The 20163-nt window shown below is 51.7% G+C and carries 23 protein-coding genes; 10 read left to right on the top strand and 13 right to left on the bottom strand.

Features of this window, described 5'->3' with window-relative positions:
- Window positions 1–110 precede the first annotated feature (110 nt).
- Both STH12_RS07385 and STH12_RS07380 read left to right on the top strand, forming a co-directional pair.
- Window positions 111–854 (top strand): glucosaminidase domain-containing protein, encoded by a 744-nt coding sequence (locus STH12_RS07385; protein ID WP_237158787.1) that lies wholly within the window; start codon window positions 111–113, stop codon window positions 852–854.
- Window positions 817–1455, top strand: coding sequence for a DUF2987 domain-containing protein (locus tag STH12_RS07380; protein WP_164551161.1), 639 nt, complete (start codon window positions 817–819; stop codon window positions 1453–1455). The genes STH12_RS07385 and STH12_RS07380 overlap by 38 nt, the downstream gene beginning before the upstream one ends.
- A gap of 141 nt (window positions 1456–1596) precedes the next feature.
- Here STH12_RS07380 and ttcA read toward each other — a convergent pair whose 3' ends face one another.
- The 11 genes from ttcA to ccoN all read right to left on the bottom strand — a co-directional run bounded on the left by ttcA (window position 1597) and on the right by ccoN (window position 11570).
- The gene (gene ttcA, locus STH12_RS07375) at window positions 1597–2556 is read right to left on the bottom strand and encodes a tRNA 2-thiocytidine(32) synthetase TtcA (protein ID WP_126169456.1); all 960 of its coding nucleotides are present in this window, start codon (window positions 2554–2556) and stop codon (window positions 1597–1599) included.
- Window positions 2557–2639: 83 nt separating this feature from the next.
- Window positions 2640–3572 carry a universal stress protein UspE gene (gene uspE, locus STH12_RS07370; RefSeq protein ID WP_126166955.1) on the bottom strand — a complete coding sequence of 311 codons (933 nt, stop codon included), beginning with the start codon at window positions 3570–3572 and terminating at the stop codon, window positions 2640–2642.
- A gap of 86 nt (window positions 3573–3658) precedes the next feature.
- On the bottom strand, window positions 3659–4411 hold the full coding sequence (gene etrA, locus STH12_RS07365; protein WP_126166954.1) for an electron transport transcriptional regulator EtrA: 753 nt from the start codon (window positions 4409–4411) through the stop codon (window positions 3659–3661).
- 56 nt (window positions 4412–4467) lie between these two features.
- Complete coding sequence (locus STH12_RS07360; protein WP_164551160.1) at window positions 4468–5163, bottom strand: sulfite exporter TauE/SafE family protein; 696 nt, start codon at window positions 5161–5163, stop codon at window positions 4468–4470.
- A complete protein-coding gene (gene ccoS / locus STH12_RS07355; protein ID WP_126166952.1) occupies window positions 5160–5369 on the bottom strand; it encodes a cbb3-type cytochrome oxidase assembly protein CcoS in 210 nt (69 codons plus the stop codon). The genes STH12_RS07360 and ccoS overlap by 4 nt, the downstream gene beginning before the upstream one ends.
- A complete protein-coding gene (locus STH12_RS07350; RefSeq protein ID WP_126166951.1) occupies window positions 5366–7753 on the bottom strand; it encodes a heavy metal translocating P-type ATPase in 2388 nt (795 codons plus the stop codon). The genes ccoS and STH12_RS07350 overlap by 4 nt, the downstream gene beginning before the upstream one ends.
- Before the next feature lie 7 nt (window positions 7754–7760).
- The gene (locus STH12_RS07345; protein WP_126166950.1) at window positions 7761–8240 is read right to left on the bottom strand and encodes a FixH family protein; all 480 of its coding nucleotides are present in this window, start codon (window positions 8238–8240) and stop codon (window positions 7761–7763) included.
- 112 nt (window positions 8241–8352) lie between these two features.
- The gene (gene ccoP / locus STH12_RS07340) at window positions 8353–9324 is read right to left on the bottom strand and encodes a cytochrome-c oxidase, cbb3-type subunit III (protein ID WP_126169455.1); all 972 of its coding nucleotides are present in this window, start codon (window positions 9322–9324) and stop codon (window positions 8353–8355) included.
- A 5-nt stretch (window positions 9325–9329) separates the two neighbouring features.
- Window positions 9330–9503, bottom strand: a complete 174-nt coding sequence (locus STH12_RS07335; protein ID WP_126166949.1) for a cbb3-type cytochrome oxidase subunit 3 — start codon at window positions 9501–9503, stop codon at window positions 9330–9332.
- Between the two features lie 12 nt (window positions 9504–9515).
- Window positions 9516–10121: a cytochrome-c oxidase, cbb3-type subunit II gene (ccoO, locus tag STH12_RS07330; protein ID WP_126166948.1), complete on the bottom strand. Its 606-nt coding sequence runs from the start codon at window positions 10119–10121 to the stop codon at window positions 9516–9518.
- A 12-nt stretch (window positions 10122–10133) separates the two neighbouring features.
- Window positions 10134–11570, bottom strand: a complete 1437-nt coding sequence (gene ccoN, locus STH12_RS07325; protein ID WP_126166947.1) for a cytochrome-c oxidase, cbb3-type subunit I — start codon at window positions 11568–11570, stop codon at window positions 10134–10136.
- 353 nt (window positions 11571–11923) lie between these two features.
- Here ccoN and STH12_RS07320 point away from each other — a divergent pair, with 353 nt between their 5' ends.
- Window positions 11924–12292, top strand: a complete 369-nt coding sequence (locus STH12_RS07320) for a hypothetical protein (RefSeq protein ID WP_126166946.1) — start codon at window positions 11924–11926, stop codon at window positions 12290–12292.
- 125 nt (window positions 12293–12417) lie between these two features.
- Here the strand turns inward: STH12_RS07320 and STH12_RS07315 are convergent, their stop codons facing one another.
- Window positions 12418–13992 carry a DUF3369 domain-containing protein gene (locus STH12_RS07315; RefSeq protein ID WP_126166945.1) on the bottom strand — a complete coding sequence of 525 codons (1575 nt, stop codon included), beginning with the start codon at window positions 13990–13992 and terminating at the stop codon, window positions 12418–12420.
- Window positions 13993–14009: 17 nt separating this feature from the next.
- Between STH12_RS07315 and STH12_RS21520 the strand changes: the two genes are divergently transcribed.
- Window positions 14010–14540: a hypothetical protein gene (locus STH12_RS21520; RefSeq protein ID WP_177616553.1), complete on the top strand. Its 531-nt coding sequence runs from the start codon at window positions 14010–14012 to the stop codon at window positions 14538–14540.
- 954 nt (window positions 14541–15494) lie between these two features.
- Here the strand turns inward: STH12_RS21520 and punC are convergent.
- On the bottom strand, window positions 15495–16700 hold the full coding sequence (gene punC / locus STH12_RS07305) for a purine nucleoside transporter PunC (protein WP_237158786.1): 1206 nt from the start codon (window positions 16698–16700) through the stop codon (window positions 15495–15497).
- A gap of 204 nt (window positions 16701–16904) precedes the next feature.
- Here punC and punR point away from each other — a divergent pair, with 204 nt between their 5' ends.
- From punR to STH12_RS07275, 6 genes are all read left to right on the top strand, one after another.
- Window positions 16905–17807, top strand: coding sequence for a DNA-binding transcriptional activator PunR (punR, locus tag STH12_RS07300; RefSeq protein ID WP_126166943.1), 903 nt, complete (start codon window positions 16905–16907; stop codon window positions 17805–17807).
- Window positions 17808–17872: 65 nt separating this feature from the next.
- Window positions 17873–18529: a Bax inhibitor-1/YccA family protein gene (locus STH12_RS07295; protein WP_126166942.1), complete on the top strand. Its 657-nt coding sequence runs from the start codon at window positions 17873–17875 to the stop codon at window positions 18527–18529.
- Between the two features lie 55 nt (window positions 18530–18584).
- A complete protein-coding gene (gene tusD, locus STH12_RS07290; protein WP_164551159.1) occupies window positions 18585–18974 on the top strand; it encodes a sulfurtransferase complex subunit TusD in 390 nt (129 codons plus the stop codon).
- Window positions 18975–18983: 9 nt separating this feature from the next.
- Window positions 18984–19340, top strand: a complete 357-nt coding sequence (gene tusC / locus STH12_RS07285; protein ID WP_126166940.1) for a sulfurtransferase complex subunit TusC — start codon at window positions 18984–18986, stop codon at window positions 19338–19340.
- The gene (gene tusB, locus STH12_RS07280) at window positions 19340–19633 is read left to right on the top strand and encodes a sulfurtransferase complex subunit TusB (protein WP_126166939.1); all 294 of its coding nucleotides are present in this window, start codon (window positions 19340–19342) and stop codon (window positions 19631–19633) included. The genes tusC and tusB overlap by 1 nt, the downstream gene beginning before the upstream one ends.
- Entirely contained in the window at window positions 19627–19965 is a 339-nt protein-coding gene (locus STH12_RS07275) for a TusE/DsrC/DsvC family sulfur relay protein (protein ID WP_126166938.1), read from the top strand. Before tusB ends, STH12_RS07275 begins: the two co-directional genes overlap by 7 nt.
- Window positions 19966–20163 lie beyond the last annotated feature (198 nt).

Genomic DNA, 20163 nt, shown 5'->3' with positions numbered 1-20163 from the left:
TGAATAACAGGATTAAACTATTGAAAACCGGTAAGATATCTACGCTTATTTTTGCTTTCGCCCTGTGTTTTACTGCGATTTTTTTGCTACGGATAAGCCTGATACCGGAAATGGACGCCCCTCGTAACACCATGAAAACCTTGCCAACCTTGTCACAAACAACCAGGTTGCCGGATTTCGAAACCTATCAGGATGTTGGCGAAAAAAAGGCCGCTTTTTTTGATTTTCTGCGCCCAATCGTACAGGAAATTAACCAGAGCACCCTGAAAAAGCGCGAAAACGTTAACCGAATGCTCGTAAAGCTGAACAGCGGTCAAGCCCTTTCGCGCAAAGAAAGTAAAGCCCTGGCAAGGTTGGCTGCTGAATACGGTATTGAGGAAGCCACTGAGCTTGCAACCGCAGAGCGGCTCTTAAAACGTATCGACATAGTGCCAGAGTCGCTGGTGCTGGTGCAGGCAGCCAATGAAAGCGGCTGGGGCAGCTCGCGCTTTGCCAAAGAAGGGTTGAACCTGTTTGGTCAGTGGTGCTACAGCAAGGGCTGCGGTATTGTGCCCTCGGCGCGCGGCCAGGATATGAGCCATGAAGTCACCGTCTTTAACACGGTGGAAGATGCCATCGCGTCCTATATCAACAATTTAAATACCCATCCGGCTTATCAACTGTTTCGCGCCATTCGCGCCGAGCAGCGCCTGAAAGGGCAAGAGCCGGATGCCTCCAGTCTGGTTTATGGGCTGCTGAATTATTCCGAGCGCCGTGAGGCCTACGTGGATGAACTGCTGCAAATGTTGCGGCATAACCAAAAATATCTGGAAACCAATGATGAAACGGACAATCAAGCTGTGTCTGCTGTCTAGCCTGTTGCTGTCTATGCCCGGATTTGCCGGCAAGGTATCGCTGGAGTACGCAGGGTTCCATGACCGCCTGAAGGTGGTAAATCGAGGCGAATACCCAAGAGTCGAGCTGACATTTTCTGTACCACAAACTGAAGGCTGCAAGATTGTCAGCGGTGAAATTACCACAGAAACCAAGCGCTTCCCGCTGACCTTTACTGAAGATCAAAGGTTGTACATCCCTTTTGATGATGAGCTGAAAACCATGCGCGCCCTGGTGGAACTCGAAACTCAGGGCGATGCCGAAGGCTGTGGTCTGGCGCTGCAAATTCGAGAGCGAGTGCCAAAAGCTGCCTATACAGCCGCAGATCTGAGTGCTTTGAAACAGGAAATGGATGACCTGCAAGCTGCACTGCAGGGCTTCCCGATGAAGTACTTTGCCAAGCCTGCCGATGGTATTCGGTTTGTGTTCGACGAAGCAGAAACCACGGTCAGCCGCAATGGTATTGAGTCTGTGGTCAATGGTGAGTTTATTCTTGGCAGTAATGAGATTGACGCCACCGAAACCCTCAAATTCAGCAAAGCGGCAGCTGTGGTCAGCCCCTGGTTTAACCGCGCTCAATAACTCGGTGTAAGGCCGTAACAAGCCTTAGTCAGCGCAGCGAATTGATTGTGTTAGTGGGTGAGTAGCGCCCTTAAATACGGCCGTAAAAACAAAAAAGCCCGCATCATGCGGGCTTTTTTATATCAGCTATTTCTGCGCTAATTAGGGCGTGAAGGTAGACACAATATCAATGCGCTCACCCACGGGCTTGGCCGCTTTGTCCAAATCGATATGGCCGCTGTTGGAGACGTCCATAAAGTCGAAGGCGGGCAAATCAGCCTCGGCAACATCACCACGGAACTCGGCATTGGGATCTTGCTTAAGCGACACAAAATCAAACTGCTCGCGGTCAACCCCTTGAGATGGCGCCGTATTTTGCATGGCGGTGAAGATAGTTTCGATACGGCCAGGGTGCTGACGGTCCCATTGCTTAAGCATGTCTTTAATGGCGGCACGCTTTAAGTTTTCCTGTGAACCACACAGGTTACACGGAATAATGGGGAAGTTTTTAAGCTGCGCGTACTCTTCGATGTCTTTCTCGCGGCAATAGGCGAGGGGACGAATAACCACGTTGGCACCGTCGTCAGACAGCAGCTTTGGCGGCATGGCTTTCATCTTTCCACCGTAGAACATGTTCAGAAACAGGGTTTCTATGATGTCATCTCTGTGGTGACCCAGGGCTATTTTTGTGGCGCCGATCCGCTGGGCAAAACCATAAAGGGTGCCGCGACGCAGGCGAGAGCACAAAGAGCAGGTGGTTTTGCCTTCAGGGATTTTATCCTTAACGATAGAGTAAGTGTCTTTCTCAAGGATGTGATAAGGGATCCCAAGGCTGTCGAGGTAGGCTGGCAGAATGTGCTCAGGAAACCCAGGTTGCTTCTGATCCAGGTTTACCGCAACGATTTCGAACGACACAGGGGCGCGCTGTTGCAGGTTTATCAGAATATCCAGCATGGCATAGCTGTCTTTGCCGCCGGACAGGCAGCACATCACCCGGTCGCCTTCTTCGATCATGTTGTAGTCGGCAATAGCGCTGCCAACTTCGCGACGCAGCCGCTTTTGCAGCTTATTGAGGCGAGTGATCTGTTTTTTGGAAAGTTCGTCTTGCTGGATTTCAGACATTACAACGTCAGACATAAAAAAGCGCCCGGTAACCTAGGTTTCAGGGCGCGTATTATTCCAGCTTAGTGGCTTAGGGTAAAGCCTTAGCCTTCCACAAGCGGAGATTTATATCCGTCGGGCTTAATGGCCAGCAAATCACAGTTGAGACTGTCGATGACGTGCTCGGCGGTGTTGCCTATCAGCGCGGCAGAAAAGCCGGTGCGGCCAACGGTACCAAGGATCACAAGCTCAGCATCCAGCGCCACGGCAAGCTCGGGGATCACATCTTCTGGCAGGCCTTCTTTCACATGGCAATGGTCTGGATTAATGCCATAGGCGCCAGCGAGATACTGCACCCGCTGCTCGTGTTGCAGACGAATAGATTCGTTATAGCTGTGGGCGTCGAAGTTGGGCAGTTCAATGGCAAGGTTTACCGGTGTGCCCGGGTAGCCGTTCACCAGATGTACATGGGCGTTAAATTGCGCGGCAAGCGCTTTGGCATGCTCGATAATTTTGCCATTGAGCTGCTGATGCTCAGGATCTTCTGTGGCGACGTTGACGGCGCAAAGGATTTTACCGTCAACCGGCCAGTCGTGCTCTTTCACCAGCAAAACCGGTACCGGCGCCTTACGCATCAGGTGCCAATCAGTTGGGGTGAAGATAACGGCCTTTAACTTATCGTGCTCGTGGGTGCCCTTGATGATGACATCGAACTCACCTTCAATGGCAAAATTGATAATGCTTTCAAAGGGGCGGTTGTGCCACACCACCTTGGTTTCGATCTCAAGGCCTTTGTTTACATAAGGGGTAAGGATGTCACCAAGCCAGGCCACACGCTGATCGATTACCCCTTTACGCATGGCTTCGCGCTCATGGGCAGAGAGGATAGAGGTCATTTCGTAGGAGAAGTCGAAAATCGACAGAAAGACGGTGATGCTGCCCTGGTTTTTGGCGGCTAGCTCCACCGCACGTTCAAGAGCCACCTGACGATCGTTTGTGGGGTCAATCACGACCAATAACTTCTGATAATCCTTCATGGCTGCCTCCTGAAATTGGCTTGGTTTCACTTCCTATGATGAACGAGCGACTGGGCGTTGCTTTGTTTTGGATCAATCACTTGCGATTATCTTGCGATACGCGCATTGCCAGCAAGTGAATTGAGCCCGGCAAAATCGAGAATGGTAATGTATTTGCCCTTAACCTCAATCAAACCTGACTTCTGGAACCGGCCCAGCAGGCGACTGATGGTTTCCACGGTCAGGCCGAGGTAATTGCCGATATCACCACGGGTCATGGTCAGGCGGAACTCGCGCTGGGAGAAACCACGATTGCCATAGCGGGTAGCCAGATTGGCGATAAAGGCAGCCAGGCGCTCTTCGGCGTTCTTCTTGCTGAGCAGCAGGATCATTTCCTGATCGGACATGATTTCATTACTCATCAAGCGCATGATTTGCTGACGAAGTTTGGGCATGGAGCCAGAAAGATCATCGAGGGTGTTGAATGGGATTTCACACACCATAGAGGTTTCCAAAGCCTGGGCAAAACTTTGATGGGTTTGTGCATGGATACCGTCAAAGCCAATCACGTCGCCGGCAAGATGGAAGCCGGTGATCTGTTCATCGCCTTGTTCGGTAATGGTGTAGCTTTTGATGGTGCCGGAGCGGATGGCATACAGTGACTTCAATGAATCGCCGGACTTAAAAATCTGTTCGCCTTTTTGAATCGGTTTTTTGCGCTCGATAATGTTGTCGAGTTGGTCAAGCTCATTTGAGTTAAGCGTAAAAGGAATGCACAGCGTTCCCATGCTGCAATCATGACAATGAATGGTGCAACCTGTAGCAGCGGGACGGCGGAGTTTATTTTGTTCTATTGGCATTGTGTGATCCCAAACCTTTTTATTAACTACATGTTAACTCAAATGCACTTGCCGGGCTAGCCGAGCTGAGCGACACCAATATATAGAGTTTGCAGCCCAAAGGCTACGAGCAGCGCCCCACTTAACCACCTGACGGTGCGATTTTGCAACCAGTTGGCGAGGGTCTTCGCGGCTATTCCGGCACTGAGCAGCGCGGGCAGGGTTCCCAGGCCAAAACACAGCATAATCAGCGCGCCGTGCAGCGCACTGCCGCTGGCCACTGACCAGGTTAAGGTTGAATACACCAGACCACAGGGCAGCCATCCCCACACAGCGCCGGCACTGAATGACTTAAGCTGGGTATCCAGGGGCAGCATTCGTCTGCCAACGGGTTCAAGGCGTTTCCAGAGCACCCGGCCAACATTTTCAAGCGCTGTAACACCTGCCCAGATTTTGGCGATATAGAGGCCAAGGACAATCATCATCACCCCGGCAACGAAGCGCATGACCAGCAGCAGTGACTGGGCATCAAACAAAAACGCCAGACCGCCGGTAAGGCCGCCTGCCAGCGCTCCCGCCAAGGTGTAACTGCCGACGCGGCCCAAGTTATAGGCAAGCAGAAAACTGAGGCGATGGGCAAGGGGATTTTGATGGCGCTGGGGCGCCGGAATTTGACTCGAAAAGGCGCCTACCAGGCCGCCACACATACCAAAACAGTGGCCAGCCCCCATCAGACCAACCACCAGAGCACCCAGCAGGTTGTATTCCATCACTGGGATTCCGCGTTACTGTCTTTGTCAGCGGGATTGTCGCTGTGAGCTTTGACAGCTTTGTTAGGTTTATCTTCTTCAAACAGAATGGATGCGCCCTGGCGGTCCAAATCATCAAACTGCTCAGAGCGTACCGCCCAAAAGAATACCCCAACGGCAATGAGCACAAATAACATGGCGATAGGGATAAGTACGTAAATTATGCTCATGGCTTTAACCTCAGCAGCCTTAAACTGTTGCCGACCACAATCAGTGAGCTGGCAGACATGCCGATAGCGGCAATATAGGGCACCACATGGCCGGTAACGGCGAGGGGCAGAATAAACACATTGTACCCCAGAGCCCAGGCCAAATTCTGTCGAATAATGCGATTGGTGCTGCGGGCAATGGTGACGGCATCGATAAAGCGGCTCAGGTGATCGCCAAGCAAAATCAGGTCGGCGCTGTTCTTCGCCACCGCGCTGCCGCTGCCCATGGCAACCGACAAATCGGCGCCAGCGAGCACAGGGGCATCGTTGATGCCATCACCAAACATGGCCACGACTTTGCCCTCGCTGCGATGCTTTTCGATAAAGGCAAGCTTATCAGCGGGTTTCAGGCCGCCATGTACATCGTTGACCCCGAGGGTGTTGGCCACATTGCTAAGGTGCAACGAGGTATCACCACTGGCAATACTGACGCCAAGACCGGATGCACGCAGAGTATCTAAGGTGTGCCTGGCATCGTCCCTGAGTTTGTCCTGAATTTCAAAGGCGGCGATAAGACCAGTGTCATTGCCAAGGTACACCCATTGGCCTGTGAGTTTGCTTGCGACTGCAACCTCCAGATATTCACCGCTGCCTATGTAATAACGGCTGCCATCAATCAAGCCGGAGACACCAAAGCCCACCTGGGTAGCAGGTTCTGCGGCGCTGAACTTAGTAGGGAACTGACTGAACAGTTTTGCGATGGGATGGAGCGAGCCTTTTTCCAGCGCCGAGGCGATGGCAAGTGCCTGGTCTTTATCCATTTCTGAGAAGAGCTTCACCTCCCCAAGACTGAAATGGCCGCAGGTCAAAGTGCCTGTCTTATCGAACACCACTTGGTTTAGCCTGGGCAGCTTTTCAAATACGCTGCCGTTTCTTGAAATAATCCCAAGGCGGGTGAAAAGCCCTGTCGCACAGGTCACCGCGGTAGGCGTTGCCAGCGCGAGGGCGCAGGGGCAGGTGGCAACCAGCACTGATAGTGTGACCCAAAAAGCATCTTCCGGTGCAAACTGACGCCACACCACATAGGTAATGGCGGCAATGGTCAGAATAGTGGCAGAGAAATAGCGGGCTAACTTATCGGCGGTAAGGGCGATTGCGGGCTTGGCATTGGAGGCCATTTCCTGCAGGCGAATGATTTCGGCGACCAGCTGATCCTGGCCGGTGGCTGTTACTTTAACCTTAAGCGGCTGCTCGAGGTTAATGGTACCGGCATAGACCTCAGCGCCAATGCCTTTGGCGATGGGTAACTGCTCGCCGGTAAGCATGGACTCGTTAACTCCGGAGAGACCATCGACCACTGCACCATCGGCGGCAATCACGTCACCGGGACTCACCAAAATCACATCACCAACTGCCAGCTTCTTGGCCGGGATTTCTTCAACGCCTGAATCTGTTACCAGGCTTGCCGTAAGCGGCACTAACTTGTGCAGGTTACTGGAGCTGACCGAAGCCTTTTGGCGGGCATTTTGTTCGAAATAGCGTCCCAACAGCAAAAAGAAGGTGAACATGGACACCGACTCGAAGTACACCTCGCCGGTACCATTGATGGTGGCAACGCAGCTTGCGATATAGGCGCCGCAAATCGCAATCGACACAGATACATCCATATTCAGCTTGCCGCTCAATATGGCGCGGATGGCACTGAAGTAAAATGGCTGCGCTGAGTAGAACACCACCGGGGCGGCAAATATCATGCTGACCCAGCGAAAATAATCACGAAACTCGGTTTCAAGGTCGGTGAAGTAGCCCGCGTACAGGGCGAGGGCAAACATCATCACCTGCATGGTGGCAAAGCCTGCCAGCCCAAGCCGCAGCAAAAAGCGGCGGGTGTTGCGTTTGGCGACTACTTCCTGATCGTCAAGTTGAAACGGCGCCGCCGAATAGCCAATGCTGCCAATGGCAGACAGCAATTCACTCAGTTTGATTTTGCCAGGTTGCCAGCGAATAAAGGCACGCTGGGTGGTGGAGTTAACCTGAATGCGCTCCACGCCTTCGACGTGCTGCAGTTTATGCTCAATCAACCAGGCGCAGGCAGCGCAGGTAATGCCATCAATACTCAGAGTCACTTCGTCCAAGCCATCGCGGCCATGCACAAAGTCCTGCTGTACTTCCGGCAGATCGTAGGCGCTGTAATGGTTCAGGCTTTCCGGCACCAGCGCCGTTTGGCGGCTGCCTGGCTCGGTGCGATAGGTGTAATAGGAGAGCAGGCCCGCATCGACAATGGCCTGGGAAACGGCCTGACAGCCGGGGCAACACATGATTTCATCTTTGCCATCGATGCGGGTAATGAATTGATTGCCGGTCAGAACCGGCTCATTGCAGTGGAAACACGGTTGCTGTGACATATCTGACTCAGTTCAGCCAGTGCTCTTTGCCCTCAGCAAGTTCCAGACGCTTTTGCAGACGCCACTTGCCGTCGAAACTCTCGATGCGCACTTCCCAGAAACCGGAAATCTCTTTCTCCGGAGTGATGCGATACAGCCCGGATGCATCCTGAGTCAGCATCTTGTCAAAGTCACGCTCGGCAATGGTGGGGTGGTAGAAACGGGTGTCGAGCGCTGCGGCATAGGCAGGGCCGCCGTGCTGTTCTATGGTGATGCTGCCGTCTTTTACCTTCAGTAAAAACTGCATGCCAAGTTGGCGTGCATATTGGATTTTCGACAGGTCCATATTGATGGCCTTGCCTTTTTTGTAATACTCCTCGGCGACCAATGAGTCTGAGTTATCCAGGGCGATTTTCAGAGTGGTGAAACTTGCGATAACCGCGCACATAGGAAGGATAATTAAAAACCAGGGCCAGAACTGCTTATACCAGGCTTGCTGCTCGCTCATTGACTAATACCATCGAAGAATTAAGTGGCAATATTCTATCGCCAAATGTATGAGTTATCACTTAAAAAAAGGCCCCGATTTGCTATCGGGGCCTGCTTTTTTGGTGACGTTTTTACTTGTTTGACAAGCTGTAAACGTAGGCGGCGATTACGTGAACTTTTTCTTCACCCAGCACGTCTTTCCATGCTGGCATCACGCCACTGCGACCATACTTGATTGACTCGCTGATCTGGCCATCGCTGGAACCGTACAGCCAAATGTTGTCAGTCAGGTTAGGGGCGCCCATGAGCTTGTTGCCCTTGGCATCCATACCGTGACAGGCGAAACAGCCCTTCATGAAGGAACCCTGACCTTGAGCGGCCAGTGCTGCGTCATGCTCGGTGCCACCCAGCTTGTGCAGGTAAGCAACCAGACCCGGGATTTCGCTGTCATCCACTGGCAGACCACCTTTTGGAGGCATCATACCGCGACGACCGTTCATGATGCTGGTCTTGATTTCGGCCAGAGAGCCGCCATACAGCCAGTCACTGTCAGTCAGGTTAGGGAAGCCGAGGCTACCGCGGGCATCAGAGCCGTGGCACTGAGAACAGTTCTGCAGGAACAGACGACCGCCCACTTTCAGTGCTTCAGGATCTTTTGCCAATTCTTCCAGTGGGGTTTCAGCAAACTTCTTGAAGATAGGGCCGAACTTGTCGTCAGCAGCCTTAACTTCCTGATCGTACTGAACCCAGCGACCTTCTTTGGATGCGTTCTCAATCGCAGCCTTGGAATCCGCCTTGATGCCTTGCTCGGTACCAATGCTCTGGTTAGAGCTGCTCCAGCCGAGGTAACCTTTGAAGTTACCCAGACCTGGGTACAGTGCCAGGTAAATCACACCGAACACGATAGTGATGTAGAACATATAGCTCCACCACTTTGGCAGTGGGTTGTTCAGCTCTTCGATACCGTCGAAGCTGTGACCCATTGACTCGCCTTCTTTGATATCAGGCGTCGTGTTCTTGGAACAGATCTTCAGCAGCACGAAGCAGCCTACGATCACCAGAATTGTGAGTATGCTGATCCACATACTCCAGAAGTTACTCATCAACATTATTTTTGCTCTCCTGAGTCCTTCATTTCCTTGTGCTCTTCATCAGAGAACACCAGGTTAGCAGCCTCGTCGAATTGCTTTTTGCGACGGGAGCTATAAGCCCAAGCAAATATACCGACGAAGGTCAGCATTACAACGATGGTAACGAGTCCGTGTAATGTGCCGTAATCCATATAGTTGCCTCCTTATTTGAGTGCGTGTCCCAGAGACTGCAGGTACGCGATGATGGCTTCCATCTCAGTCTTGCCTTCTACGGCTTTCTGAGCGTTGGCGATGTCAGCATCGGTATAGGGAACACCAAACCCACGGAAGACTTCCATTTTCTGAGCAGTCAACTTGCCATCCAGCTTGTTTTCTGCCAGCCATGGGAAGCCAGGCATGTTTGATTGAGGAACCACAGCGCGAGGATCGATGAGGTGAACTTCGTGCCATTTGTCGCTGTAACGACCACCAACACGGGCCAGATCCGGACCGGTACGCTTGGAGCCCCACTGGAATGGGTGATCCCAAACAGACTCACCGGCAACAGAGTAGTGACCGTAACGCTCAGTCTCTGCACGCAGAGGACGGATCATCTGGCTGTGACAGTTATAACAACCTTCACGGATGTAAATGTCACGGCCTTCAAGCTCCAGGGCAGTGTAAGGACGCAGGCCCTTAACTGGCTCAGTGGTATCTTTTTGGAACAGCAGCGGCGTGATCTGTACCAGACCACCGATGCTGATCACCAGCACGGTGAAGATACCGAGCAAACCGATGTTCTTCTCTATTAATTCGTGATTGAATTTCATCGTGTCTACTCCTTATGCAGCTTTGGCTTCAGTCAGCGCAGGCAGTGAATCTTTAGGCGCTTTAACGGTGCGATACACGTTGTAGGCCATGATCAGCATACCGGTTACGAAGAAGCAGCCGCCCAGGAAGCGGACGAAGTAGAACGGATAAGAAGCTTCCAGACTTTCAACGAAGCTGTAGGTCAGGGTGCCGTCAGAGTTAACTGCACGCCACATCAGACCTTGCATCACACCAGAGATCCACATGGCAACGATGTACAGTACAGTACCTATGGTTGCCAGCCAGAAGTGTACGTTTACCAGAGAGGTAGAGTACATACGGCCGTGACCGAACAGGTTCGGGATCAGGTGATACAGAGAACCGATAGACACCATGGCAACCCAACCCAGAGCACCTGAGTGTACGTGACCAACGGTCCAGTCAGTGTAGTGAGACAGCGCGTTTACAGTCTTGATAGCCATCATCGGGCCTTCGAAGGTAGACATACCGTAGAAGGACAGAGATACCACCAGGAAGCGCAGTACTGGGTCAGTACGCAGCTTATGCCATGCACCGGACAGGGTCATGATGCCGTTGATCATACCGCCCCATGAAGGTGCGAACAGGATCAGAGACATCACCATACCCAGAGACTGAGTCCAGTCGGGCAGGGCAGTGTAGTGCAGGTGGTGAGGACCGGCCCAGATGTACAGTGCAATCAGTGCCCAGAAGTGCACGATAGACAGACGGTAAGAGTACACTGGACGACCGGCTTGCTTAGGTACGAAGTAGTACATCATACCCAGGAAGCCTGCGGTCAGCAGGAAGCCTACGGCGTTGTGACCATACCACCATTGCACCATGGCATCCACGGCGCCGGCATAGATAGAGTAAGACTTCCACAGGCTAACAGGTACAGCCATGGAGTTTACAATGTGCAGCACAGCAACGGTGATGATAAAGGCGCCGAAGAACCAGTTCGCAACATAAATGTGCGAGGTCTTACGCTTGATAATGGTGCCGAAGAATACGATAGCGTAACTCACCCAAACAACGGCGATAGCGATATCGATGGGCCATTCCAGCTCGGCGTATTCTTTACCACTGGTGATACCCAGAGGCAGAGTAATGGCCGCGGCCAGAATGATGGCTTGCCAACCCCAGAATGTAAATTGTGCCAGAGCTGGCGCAAACAAACGGGTTTGACAGGTGCGTTGAACAACATAGTAAGAGGTGGCGAAGAGCGCTGAGGTACCGAACGCGAAGATTACCGCATTGGTGTGCAATGGCCGCAAGCGGCTATAGGTCAACCAAGGAGTATCGAAGTTCAGCTGTGGCCAGATCAACTGAGCCGCAATAAGTACACCGACAGACATACCAACAATGCCCCACAAAACTGTGGTAAGGGCGAATTGGCGCACGACAGTGTAATTGTAATCAGCGCCGTTAGGCTGGGAATGGTTCATCATAGTGCTTCCACTGCTTATTACTTTTACTTGTAATGTGAGTAAAGACGAGCTTTACCGGTTTGTTATCATGACAAACGACACTTTCCCTATCGGGTGCAATGCCGACTGTCAATGTCTTTGCCTGCAGTTTTGTTACCTGTAGCAAGGCATTGCAATGATACTTGAGCTGCGTCAAAAAAGATACCGGACCTGGGGCTGCTTTGTTGATCTGGATCAAGCCGAGCAATAGAATGTTAACGTCTTGCAGCATAAGGTGAATTGTTGTGCTAGGTAACCGCTTTTTCCCCGTCGTTTGCGCAGTCTTAATCGCGTTTATCGGCTCAGGATGTGATCAGGGTCAAAAAACCGCAGAAGTGAAGGTTGACGAAACCGGACTTTGCGACTTCCACTCAGGGCCATGCACCCAAACGATTGGTGAAAATATCATCACGCTGGAACTAAACCCTGCCAATGCGCCCAGTGAAAAGCCGCTGAAATTTAACCTTAAATTCAGCTCGCCTGTGGTAATCGGCGATAGCCGCATTGAAGGCCGAGACATGTTTATGGGGCTTATCCCACTTAAATGGCAGCAACAGGCTGAAAATCACTATCAGGCCAGCGCAATATACGGCAGCTGTGCCAGTGGTTATATGGTGTGGCGATTGATGGTGAGCTTCACTGACGAACAAGGCCTGACTAAGCAGGCCTGGTTTGATTTTCTTGCTGACAACCCAAACTCGTAACATTTACACGAGCGCAGGCAGTTAACTGTTCAAGGCAGTCGCTGCGTTATCATCACCACTAATGTATACGCCAATATATAAGCTAACCCTCAGTCGCACGGTTAGCATTTCCAATAGCGGCTTTGCTACTCAGCGGTATCTTTCCAGCACTCTTTAATGGCAACAAAGGTATCTATATTGTCTATAAAGAGTTGCAGAAGCACAGGATCGAAGTGAGTGCCTGAGCAGCGCTTCATCTCTTCAAGTACCTTGTCCAGTGGCCATGCTTCTTTGTAGCAGCGAGAGTGGGACAGGGCATCGAACACATCGGCAATCGCCACAATACGGGCATACACGTGGATGGCCTCACCATTCAACCCTGCTGGATAGCCACTGCCATCAAACTTTTCATGGTGTTGCAGTGAAATGGTGGCGGCGGCGGTAAGTATTGGTCGCTCTGAGTTTGCCAGGATCTGATGGCCAATCACCGGGTGCTGACGCATGATTTGCCACTCATCATCATCAAGCTTGCCAGGTTTCAGCAGCACAGCATCGGGGATCGCGATTTTACCTATGTCGTGCATGGGCGCGGCGCGCTTAAGCAGATCAGCCTCATAATCCGAAAGCCCTGCAAGCAGGGCAAGATCATAGCAATAGGCTGCCATGCGTTTTACATGATTGGCCGCTTCCTTGGAGCGGCTTTCCACCACATCCCCAAGCCGCAAAATAAGCTCAGACTGAGTATCTTCCACTTCCTGATTCAACAGCAGGTTTTCGAACGCAACCCCCACATTGATGGCAAAGATATCAATCAGCTGCTTATCCAGGTCACCAATGCGGTCAATGCCATCCATATATAGCAGGTTGATGAGACCGCCCTTGGTTGGGAAGTAGCCTACAAAGCAGTTTTGTTCATACAGGCAACGCTTTTGCGCCAGCGCTTCTTTGAGTAATGTCAGCACATTGGGCGCCAGTGCCCGGTCGTGGTGGGCAGCAAACTGGCCAGTGCCGGCAAGGATTTCCAGCTCATGAGAATCGACATTGCCGCTGATGGCATCCATGGCATTGCAGGACAACAGCAGGGTTTCAGTATCAAGATTTAACAGGCTGGCCACCTGGGTGAGCAAACCGTCGGCGAATTTATGTAACGTGCGCAGCTCAAACAGGCCGGAGGTCGCTTCAAGCACCCGCTCAAGCCCTTTGCGATGCTTTAATTGAACCTGACGCGCCTGTTCTATCTCCATAATGTCGCGGTAGGAGCGCAGGGAAGAGTAGACGCTGGTAACCAGCTTGCGTGAGTCGAGTTCGGCCTTGGCCTTGTAGTCATTGATATCGTAATTGACGATAACATCTTCTTCCGGCGCCTGGCCGGGTTGACCGGTACGCAGCACGATGCGCATCGTGCGGTTTTTCAGCTCCTCACGGATCCATTTCACCAACTCAAGTCCGGCGTGGTCGCTCTCCATCACCACATCGATAAAGGCAACAGCCACGTCTTTTTCTGTATTGAGGATTTCCTTGGCCTGTTCGCCACTGTAGGCGTTAATAAAGGAAAGGGAGCGTCCCTCCAACTTAAAACGTGACAGGGCCAGTTTGGTAACCGTGTGAACGTCGGGCTCATCATCAACGATCAGGACTTTCCACGCTGGACCAGCATCTTCTGACTCAACCTTTTTCTTACCGGAAAACAGGGGGTTTTTCTTAGCCATATCAATGAGCATTAGATGACCTCTACCTATTGAGCGTATTCGTGCCGTTCCATTTCAGTGTAGTTCAACAAATTGGCGCCAGCGCAAATTTTGGGGCAAAAATCCTGGATCTCAATCTAGATGATAATTATTATCATCTAAGCTATGCAATTATGGGTAAAGGATGTATCACCTTGAAAAATATCAATCTGGCAATGCCGGAGGCGTTACTGGCGCGGCTTATTTATGAAGGCCATCTGTGCGCGGCAGATGTAAAATGCCTGGACAGTGTGTCCAAGCAGCGTGTGTGGCAACTGTGCCTGTGGGCCTGTAGGGAGCGCGCAGGCTGCAATAAGTCGCTGCCGCAGCAAGACCTGAATAGATTATTGAGCCAGGATTTGGGAAGCCACCCACGTGAAAGCGATAGTTTTGAGCCTGGACAAGCGCTCGCACCGGGTCCGCAAGTCACAACGACAAGTAATCCATGCGGCAATTGTGAGCAGCGCTGCTGGCAATGGCTTGAGCAGGCTGATGGAAATCAGCAAACAGAGATCAGTATAGATAGCAGTGTGGATGAATAACTCAGCCTAGGTACTTGATAATGAACGTCAGCCAAGGTTAAGCACGCGGGTATTGGTGCCAGCAAGATAAAATGAACCATTAAAGGAGGCACGATAAGGAACGAGTCGTGAAAAGCGGCAGATGTTCGCCGGCTGAACAGTCCAGCTCTGGCAAGTCGCATCGCAATCAGCGTTCAGCAGCTGTTTACCCGTAATCAGGTGTTTAATAATAATCAGCCAACCAGGCCGTAACTCGATACAGTGACTTAATAGCAAACATATTGCCAGATATGCTTAAAACCTTAATGATGGGCGGCTCAAATCCAATACCGTATGAATAAGAAGGAGTTTCGTACCAACAGCGGGATAACCGAGTCCAACACCAAAGCACGCAAACAGTCTCACATCTAAATGCGCACAATGTATATTATGTTAAATGCTATATTTGTGAGAACACACCTACTAGCCTCAGCCGCTGGCCTTCCCGCAGATAACTGCCATTTTGCCAAAAGCTGAAAGCCATTCCTTTCCAAAGCGCAAACCGCAACCATGACAAACTGCAATTGGGTCAAGGGCCAATTTGTCCGCAGTCATAGATACAACAATGTCACAGCAGCTACGACGTGTTTTCCTGGCTGTGTATGTTCTTCGTAATTCATCGCCTAAATCCATCGGGTATCGTGCTCAGTGCCCGGCAATGTTGAGTCCCACGTTCCAACATCCTGAGGCTGAGGTTATTGCTCATCTACTCACACTCATCGTCTTTTTTAACGCAGTCTGCTATCGAGGTCATTCTCACAATGCGTGTCAGTGTGTGCCAAAAACAAAAAGCACAGCTAGAAGCCGTGCTTTTGAATTTTGACACCGCTGCGCAATTTGAACTATTGCCTCAACTTAAATTGTGGTGCAGTTGGCGCGGCGGCTCACTGGCGGTACTTAGTGCTCAGTGTCGCGGCCAGTGTGCTAATCCTTTCGCTACTCAGTCTTTTGCAGCTGAGTACCTTCACTTGATGGCTTCTGCTCTGTGTCCGCTTGCACAGCAATGCGAGCCGGATCCGGGAAGCACCAGTTATCACGCCATGCACTCCAATTCATGCGCAACCAGGCCAGCAATACTATCCCCGCGCAAATCAGGATCCCCACACCTATGGCCTTTTCAAACCAATGGGCTATCAGGGCTACCGCCGCCGAGGCAATAAACGCCATACCGAGCTGTAAAAAGTTCTGCCAGCCCGCAGCCTTAGTGGCGTTGCTGGAAAATGGCGCCAACGCATCTGTCACCAGTAATGGATATACGGCGCCGTTAATTGCTGCCAGGATGGCAAAGACCCACAGAACCGACTCTATCCCGGCCCCTAACTGAGTCAGCAAAAACAGAGCTAGCGACAGTACGACAAAGCCGGTGATCAGGGTGTTTTTAATCGCCTGAGGGCTATGTTTGGTAAGCAATTTTTTGCAGGTAAACCCTCCCAACATAAATGCCAGAGTCTGAGGAATAAAGCTGAGGCCGATTTCGGCGGCGGCATAACCGTGGTGCTGCATTACCGCTGGCCACAGCGTCAGGTAACAAAAGAAGGCCGCACTGCAGGCACCAAATATGGCTACATTGTTTTGAAACGCATGGTTTTTCAGGATGCTACCAACGGAGATTGGCGTTTGCGATTCATTGGCTTTGCTGTTGCCAGCCAGAGCCGGTGTCATGGCCGCCAATAACAAACCCAAAATGGCCAGAATAATAAAAATGGCGCGCCAGCCCATCTGCTCACTGACCCAGGCTCCCATCAAAGGTGCCAACGCAGGAGACAAGGCAACCAGTGGCATGATGGATGAAAACACCCTCCTCGCCTCGGTTTCGCTGAAACGCTCCATCACCAGCGCCTGCCAGATCACGGCAGCGCTGCAGGCGCCAAATGCCTGCACCACCCTGAGGGCGAAAAACACACTGATGTCCTGGGTAAAGCCAAGCAATACGCTGCTTAGCGCAAACAATCCAAGCCCGGCCATCAGGGTATTTCGTTTACCAAAACGGTCGCATAAACTGCCATAAGCGAGCTGCCCCAGGGCCAGACCACCAAGGAAACAAGTGAGTGTCATCGCCACCAAACTGGCTGACGTGTTTAAACTAGCTTCAATCTGATTGAATGCAGGCAGGTACATGTCGGTAGCCAAAAAACCGAGCATGCTAAGCAGCGCAAGATACGGAAAGAACACTAAACTTCGGCGCTTAGTCAAAGAATTGGAAATCAAATCAGCCTCCACAAATAGGAATAATCTTAGCGCGATGGAGTCTAATGGCTTGTTTTAGCGCTGTGAAACGGTTAATTTTGCACAGTGCAAACAAAAATATTCAAGGCAAGTGCGCCCTAACGAAACAGGAATTTCACCATGCTGTCGGAACAATCTCTGGAATTGGTCGATATTGTTGCCCAGGTTGGCAGCTTTACCGCCGCCGCGGCCAAGCTGCACAAGGTGCCCTCGGCGGTCAGTTACGCCATCAAGCAAATAGAAGATGAACTGGGCGTGGTGCTGTTCCATCGCCATCACCGCAGCGTGAGTCTCACGGTCGCCGGCGAGCACTTTGTGCGGGAAGCCCGGGCCATGTTGTCGCAGATGAATGAGCTTAAGCGCGGCACCCAGCGCATCGCCAACGGCTGGCAACCCACCTTGTCCATTGCGCTGGATAATATTGTTCGCGCCGACAGAATAAGTGTGCTGATTGCCGATTTTTACAGACATTTTCAAGATGTTGAGCTGATTATTCGTATCGAGGTATTCAATGGTGTGTGGGAGGCGCTTGCCACAGGGCGAAGCCATATCGCCATTGGTGCCACCACGGCAATTCCGGTCGGCGGTGTATTCCAATACCGCGATATGGGGGTGATTGACTGGGCGTTTTTGGTGGCCAAGAATCACCCGCTGGCTGCCATCGATGAGCCACTGACCGATGATATGTTGCGGCCCTTCCCGTCTATCTGCCTTGAGGATACGTCGCGGGAAATCCCCAAACGCACCACCTGGCTTTTGGATAATCAGCGCCGCCTGGTGGTGCCGGATTGGATCCGCGCGATTAACTGTTTTACCAATGGCCTCGGCATTGGTTATATGCCGCGTCATTTGGCTGCGCCCTTTATTCAGGCTGGGCTTTTGGTTGAGAAAACCCTGGAGCGGCCAAAGGTTCCCAGCCCCTGTTGTCTCGCCTGGAATGGCGACACGCCCTCGCCTGCGCTCAGTTGGGTACTTGATTACCTGGGTGACAGCGAAAAACTGCACCGGGAATGGCTGGCGTAACGCTGGTATCCCGGGTGAATTCGGTTATGATAGACGGGATTGTCAAAGATTAAGGAGACATTGAAATGTCACAGGAAATTCTGGTTTCCAAACAGTCGACACTGGAAGTCAACAAGCTTATCAAGAACACCTATATGCTACTGTCCATGACGCTGGCGTTTTCTGCGCTGTGCGCCTGGATTGCCACGGCAATGGGCATTTCGCCGCTGATGTCTATCGGCTTTTCTATCGGCGGATTTATTCTGCTCTTTGTTACCCTGCGTAAAGCCGACTCATCTGCCGGACTCTTTTGGGTGTTTGCCTTTACCGGTATGGAAGGCGCGTCGCTCGGTTATATCCTCAACCATTATGCCGGCATGGCCAATGGCCCAGCGCTTATCATGCAGGCCTTCGGTCTGACGTCCGCCATCTTTATTGGCTTGTCCATGTATGCCCTGACCACCAAAAAAGACTTTTCCTTTATGGGCGGTTTTCTTTTCGCTGGACTGATAGTTATCATCATTGGCGGCCTGATCAATATGTTCGTGGGTAACAGCACCGCCTACATGTTGCTGTCCTGGGCGACTGCTTTGGTGTTTACCGGGTTAATCCTGTTCGATACCAGCCGCATCGTTAATGGCGGCGAAACCAACTATATTCGCGCCACTGTGTCGCTGTATCTGGATTTCCTCAATCTGTTCCTGGCCATTTTGCGAATTCTGGGCATGAACAACGACGATTGATCTTTCACACAGGAATTAAGGTAAAATGGCCCACATTCAGGGCCATTTTTTTATTATGAGTACTTTCATTCTCCAGGTCTCAGGTAAAGCCTACGGCAGCGCCGCTCCGCTGCATGCGCTGCGATTCGCCAAGGCTGCTATCGATGAAGGCCATCAAATCCTTCGGGTATTTTTCTATCAGGATGGTGTGTTTAACGCATCAAGCCTGGGCTCACCTGCATCCGATGAGTTTAATGTTTATCGCGCCTGGCATGAGCTCGCCTGCGAGCACAAGGTGGAGCTGGTGAACTGCGTCTCGGCCGCACTGCGTCGCGGCATGGTGTCCAGAGAGGAAGCCGAAACCCAGGGGCTTAGCCACTGGAATGTGGATGATGGCTTCCATAATGGAGGCCTGGGTGAACTGGTCAGTGGTATTGCCAAAGCCGATCGGCTGGTGTGTTTTTAAGGAGCTGGGGTGAAAAAACTCTGCGTAGTCTTCTCCAAGGCGCCCCATGGCACGGCCACAGGCCGTGAAGCATTGGATTTTGCCATGCTGGCCGCCAGTTACGATTTGCAAACCAGTTTGCTGTTTGCCGATGAAGGCGTGTTGCACCTGGTTTCAAATCAACAGCCTGAATCCATTGGCTGTCGTGACTATATCGCGACCTTTGGGGCGCTGGAATTTTACGACATCGAAAATCTGTATGTGTGTCAGCATAGCCTTGAGCAATTTGGCATCGAGCCAGACACCCTGCCCCTGGATGTTGAAGTGCTCAGCTCCGATGCTGTCCGCGCCCATTTCGGCGCCGTTGATGAAGTGGTGGTCTACTGATGATTTTGCATCATATTCAGCAATCATCCGCCCAGAGTGCGGGCCTTGAACTGGCAATGCGCTATGCCGGTGAGCAGGATGCGCTGCTTTTCAGTGGCGATGCATCCGGCTCACTGCTCCAGGTGCATTGGCAAAATAAGCTCGCCGGCAAATCGGTGTATTTTTTGGATGAAGATGTCCATGCCCGCGGACTGACCGACATGCTTGCAGCCCGTTATCCTCACGCGCAATTGCTGGATTATCGCGGCTGGGTAACACTCTCTTTGACGTTTGATAAGGTGATCACGTGGTAGATTCAATTGCATTTAATGACCAGCAGATTGCGGTGGATAAAAACGGTTATCTGCTGTCTGTTGACGATTGGAGCCCGGAGCTTGCGCTGCTGCTTGCCCAGTCTGAATCAATAGTGATGACAGATGCGCATTGGGAAGTGGTGAACTTCGTTCGAGATTTCTATCTTGAGTACAAAACCAGTCCGGCCATTCGTGCCCTGGTAAAGGCCATGGGGCAAAAATTCGGACCGGACAAGGGTAACTCCAAGTACCTTTATACGCTGTTCCCTGTTGGACCCGCCAAGCAAGCCACCAAGATTGCCGGCCTGCCGAAACCCGCTAAGTGTATTTAATAGGTTTAAATCAGTGCCGGGCGACTCACTTGCCAGCATCGAAAACAAAAAGCCCCGCAATCGCGGGGCTTTTTAATTCGCTGCTGAAACAGCGATTACTTTACATTTTCAAAGACGACCAAGAAGGCTTTTCCCAACGTGGCAAACATGATTGCAGCAAATACCGCTATCACAGCCATGTAAGAGAGCCAACGTAAA

Source organism: Shewanella khirikhana, assembly GCF_003957745.1.
Classification (GTDB): domain Bacteria; phylum Pseudomonadota; class Gammaproteobacteria; order Enterobacterales; family Shewanellaceae; genus Shewanella; species Shewanella khirikhana.
This window is presented reverse-complemented; position numbering and strand designations above follow the sequence as displayed.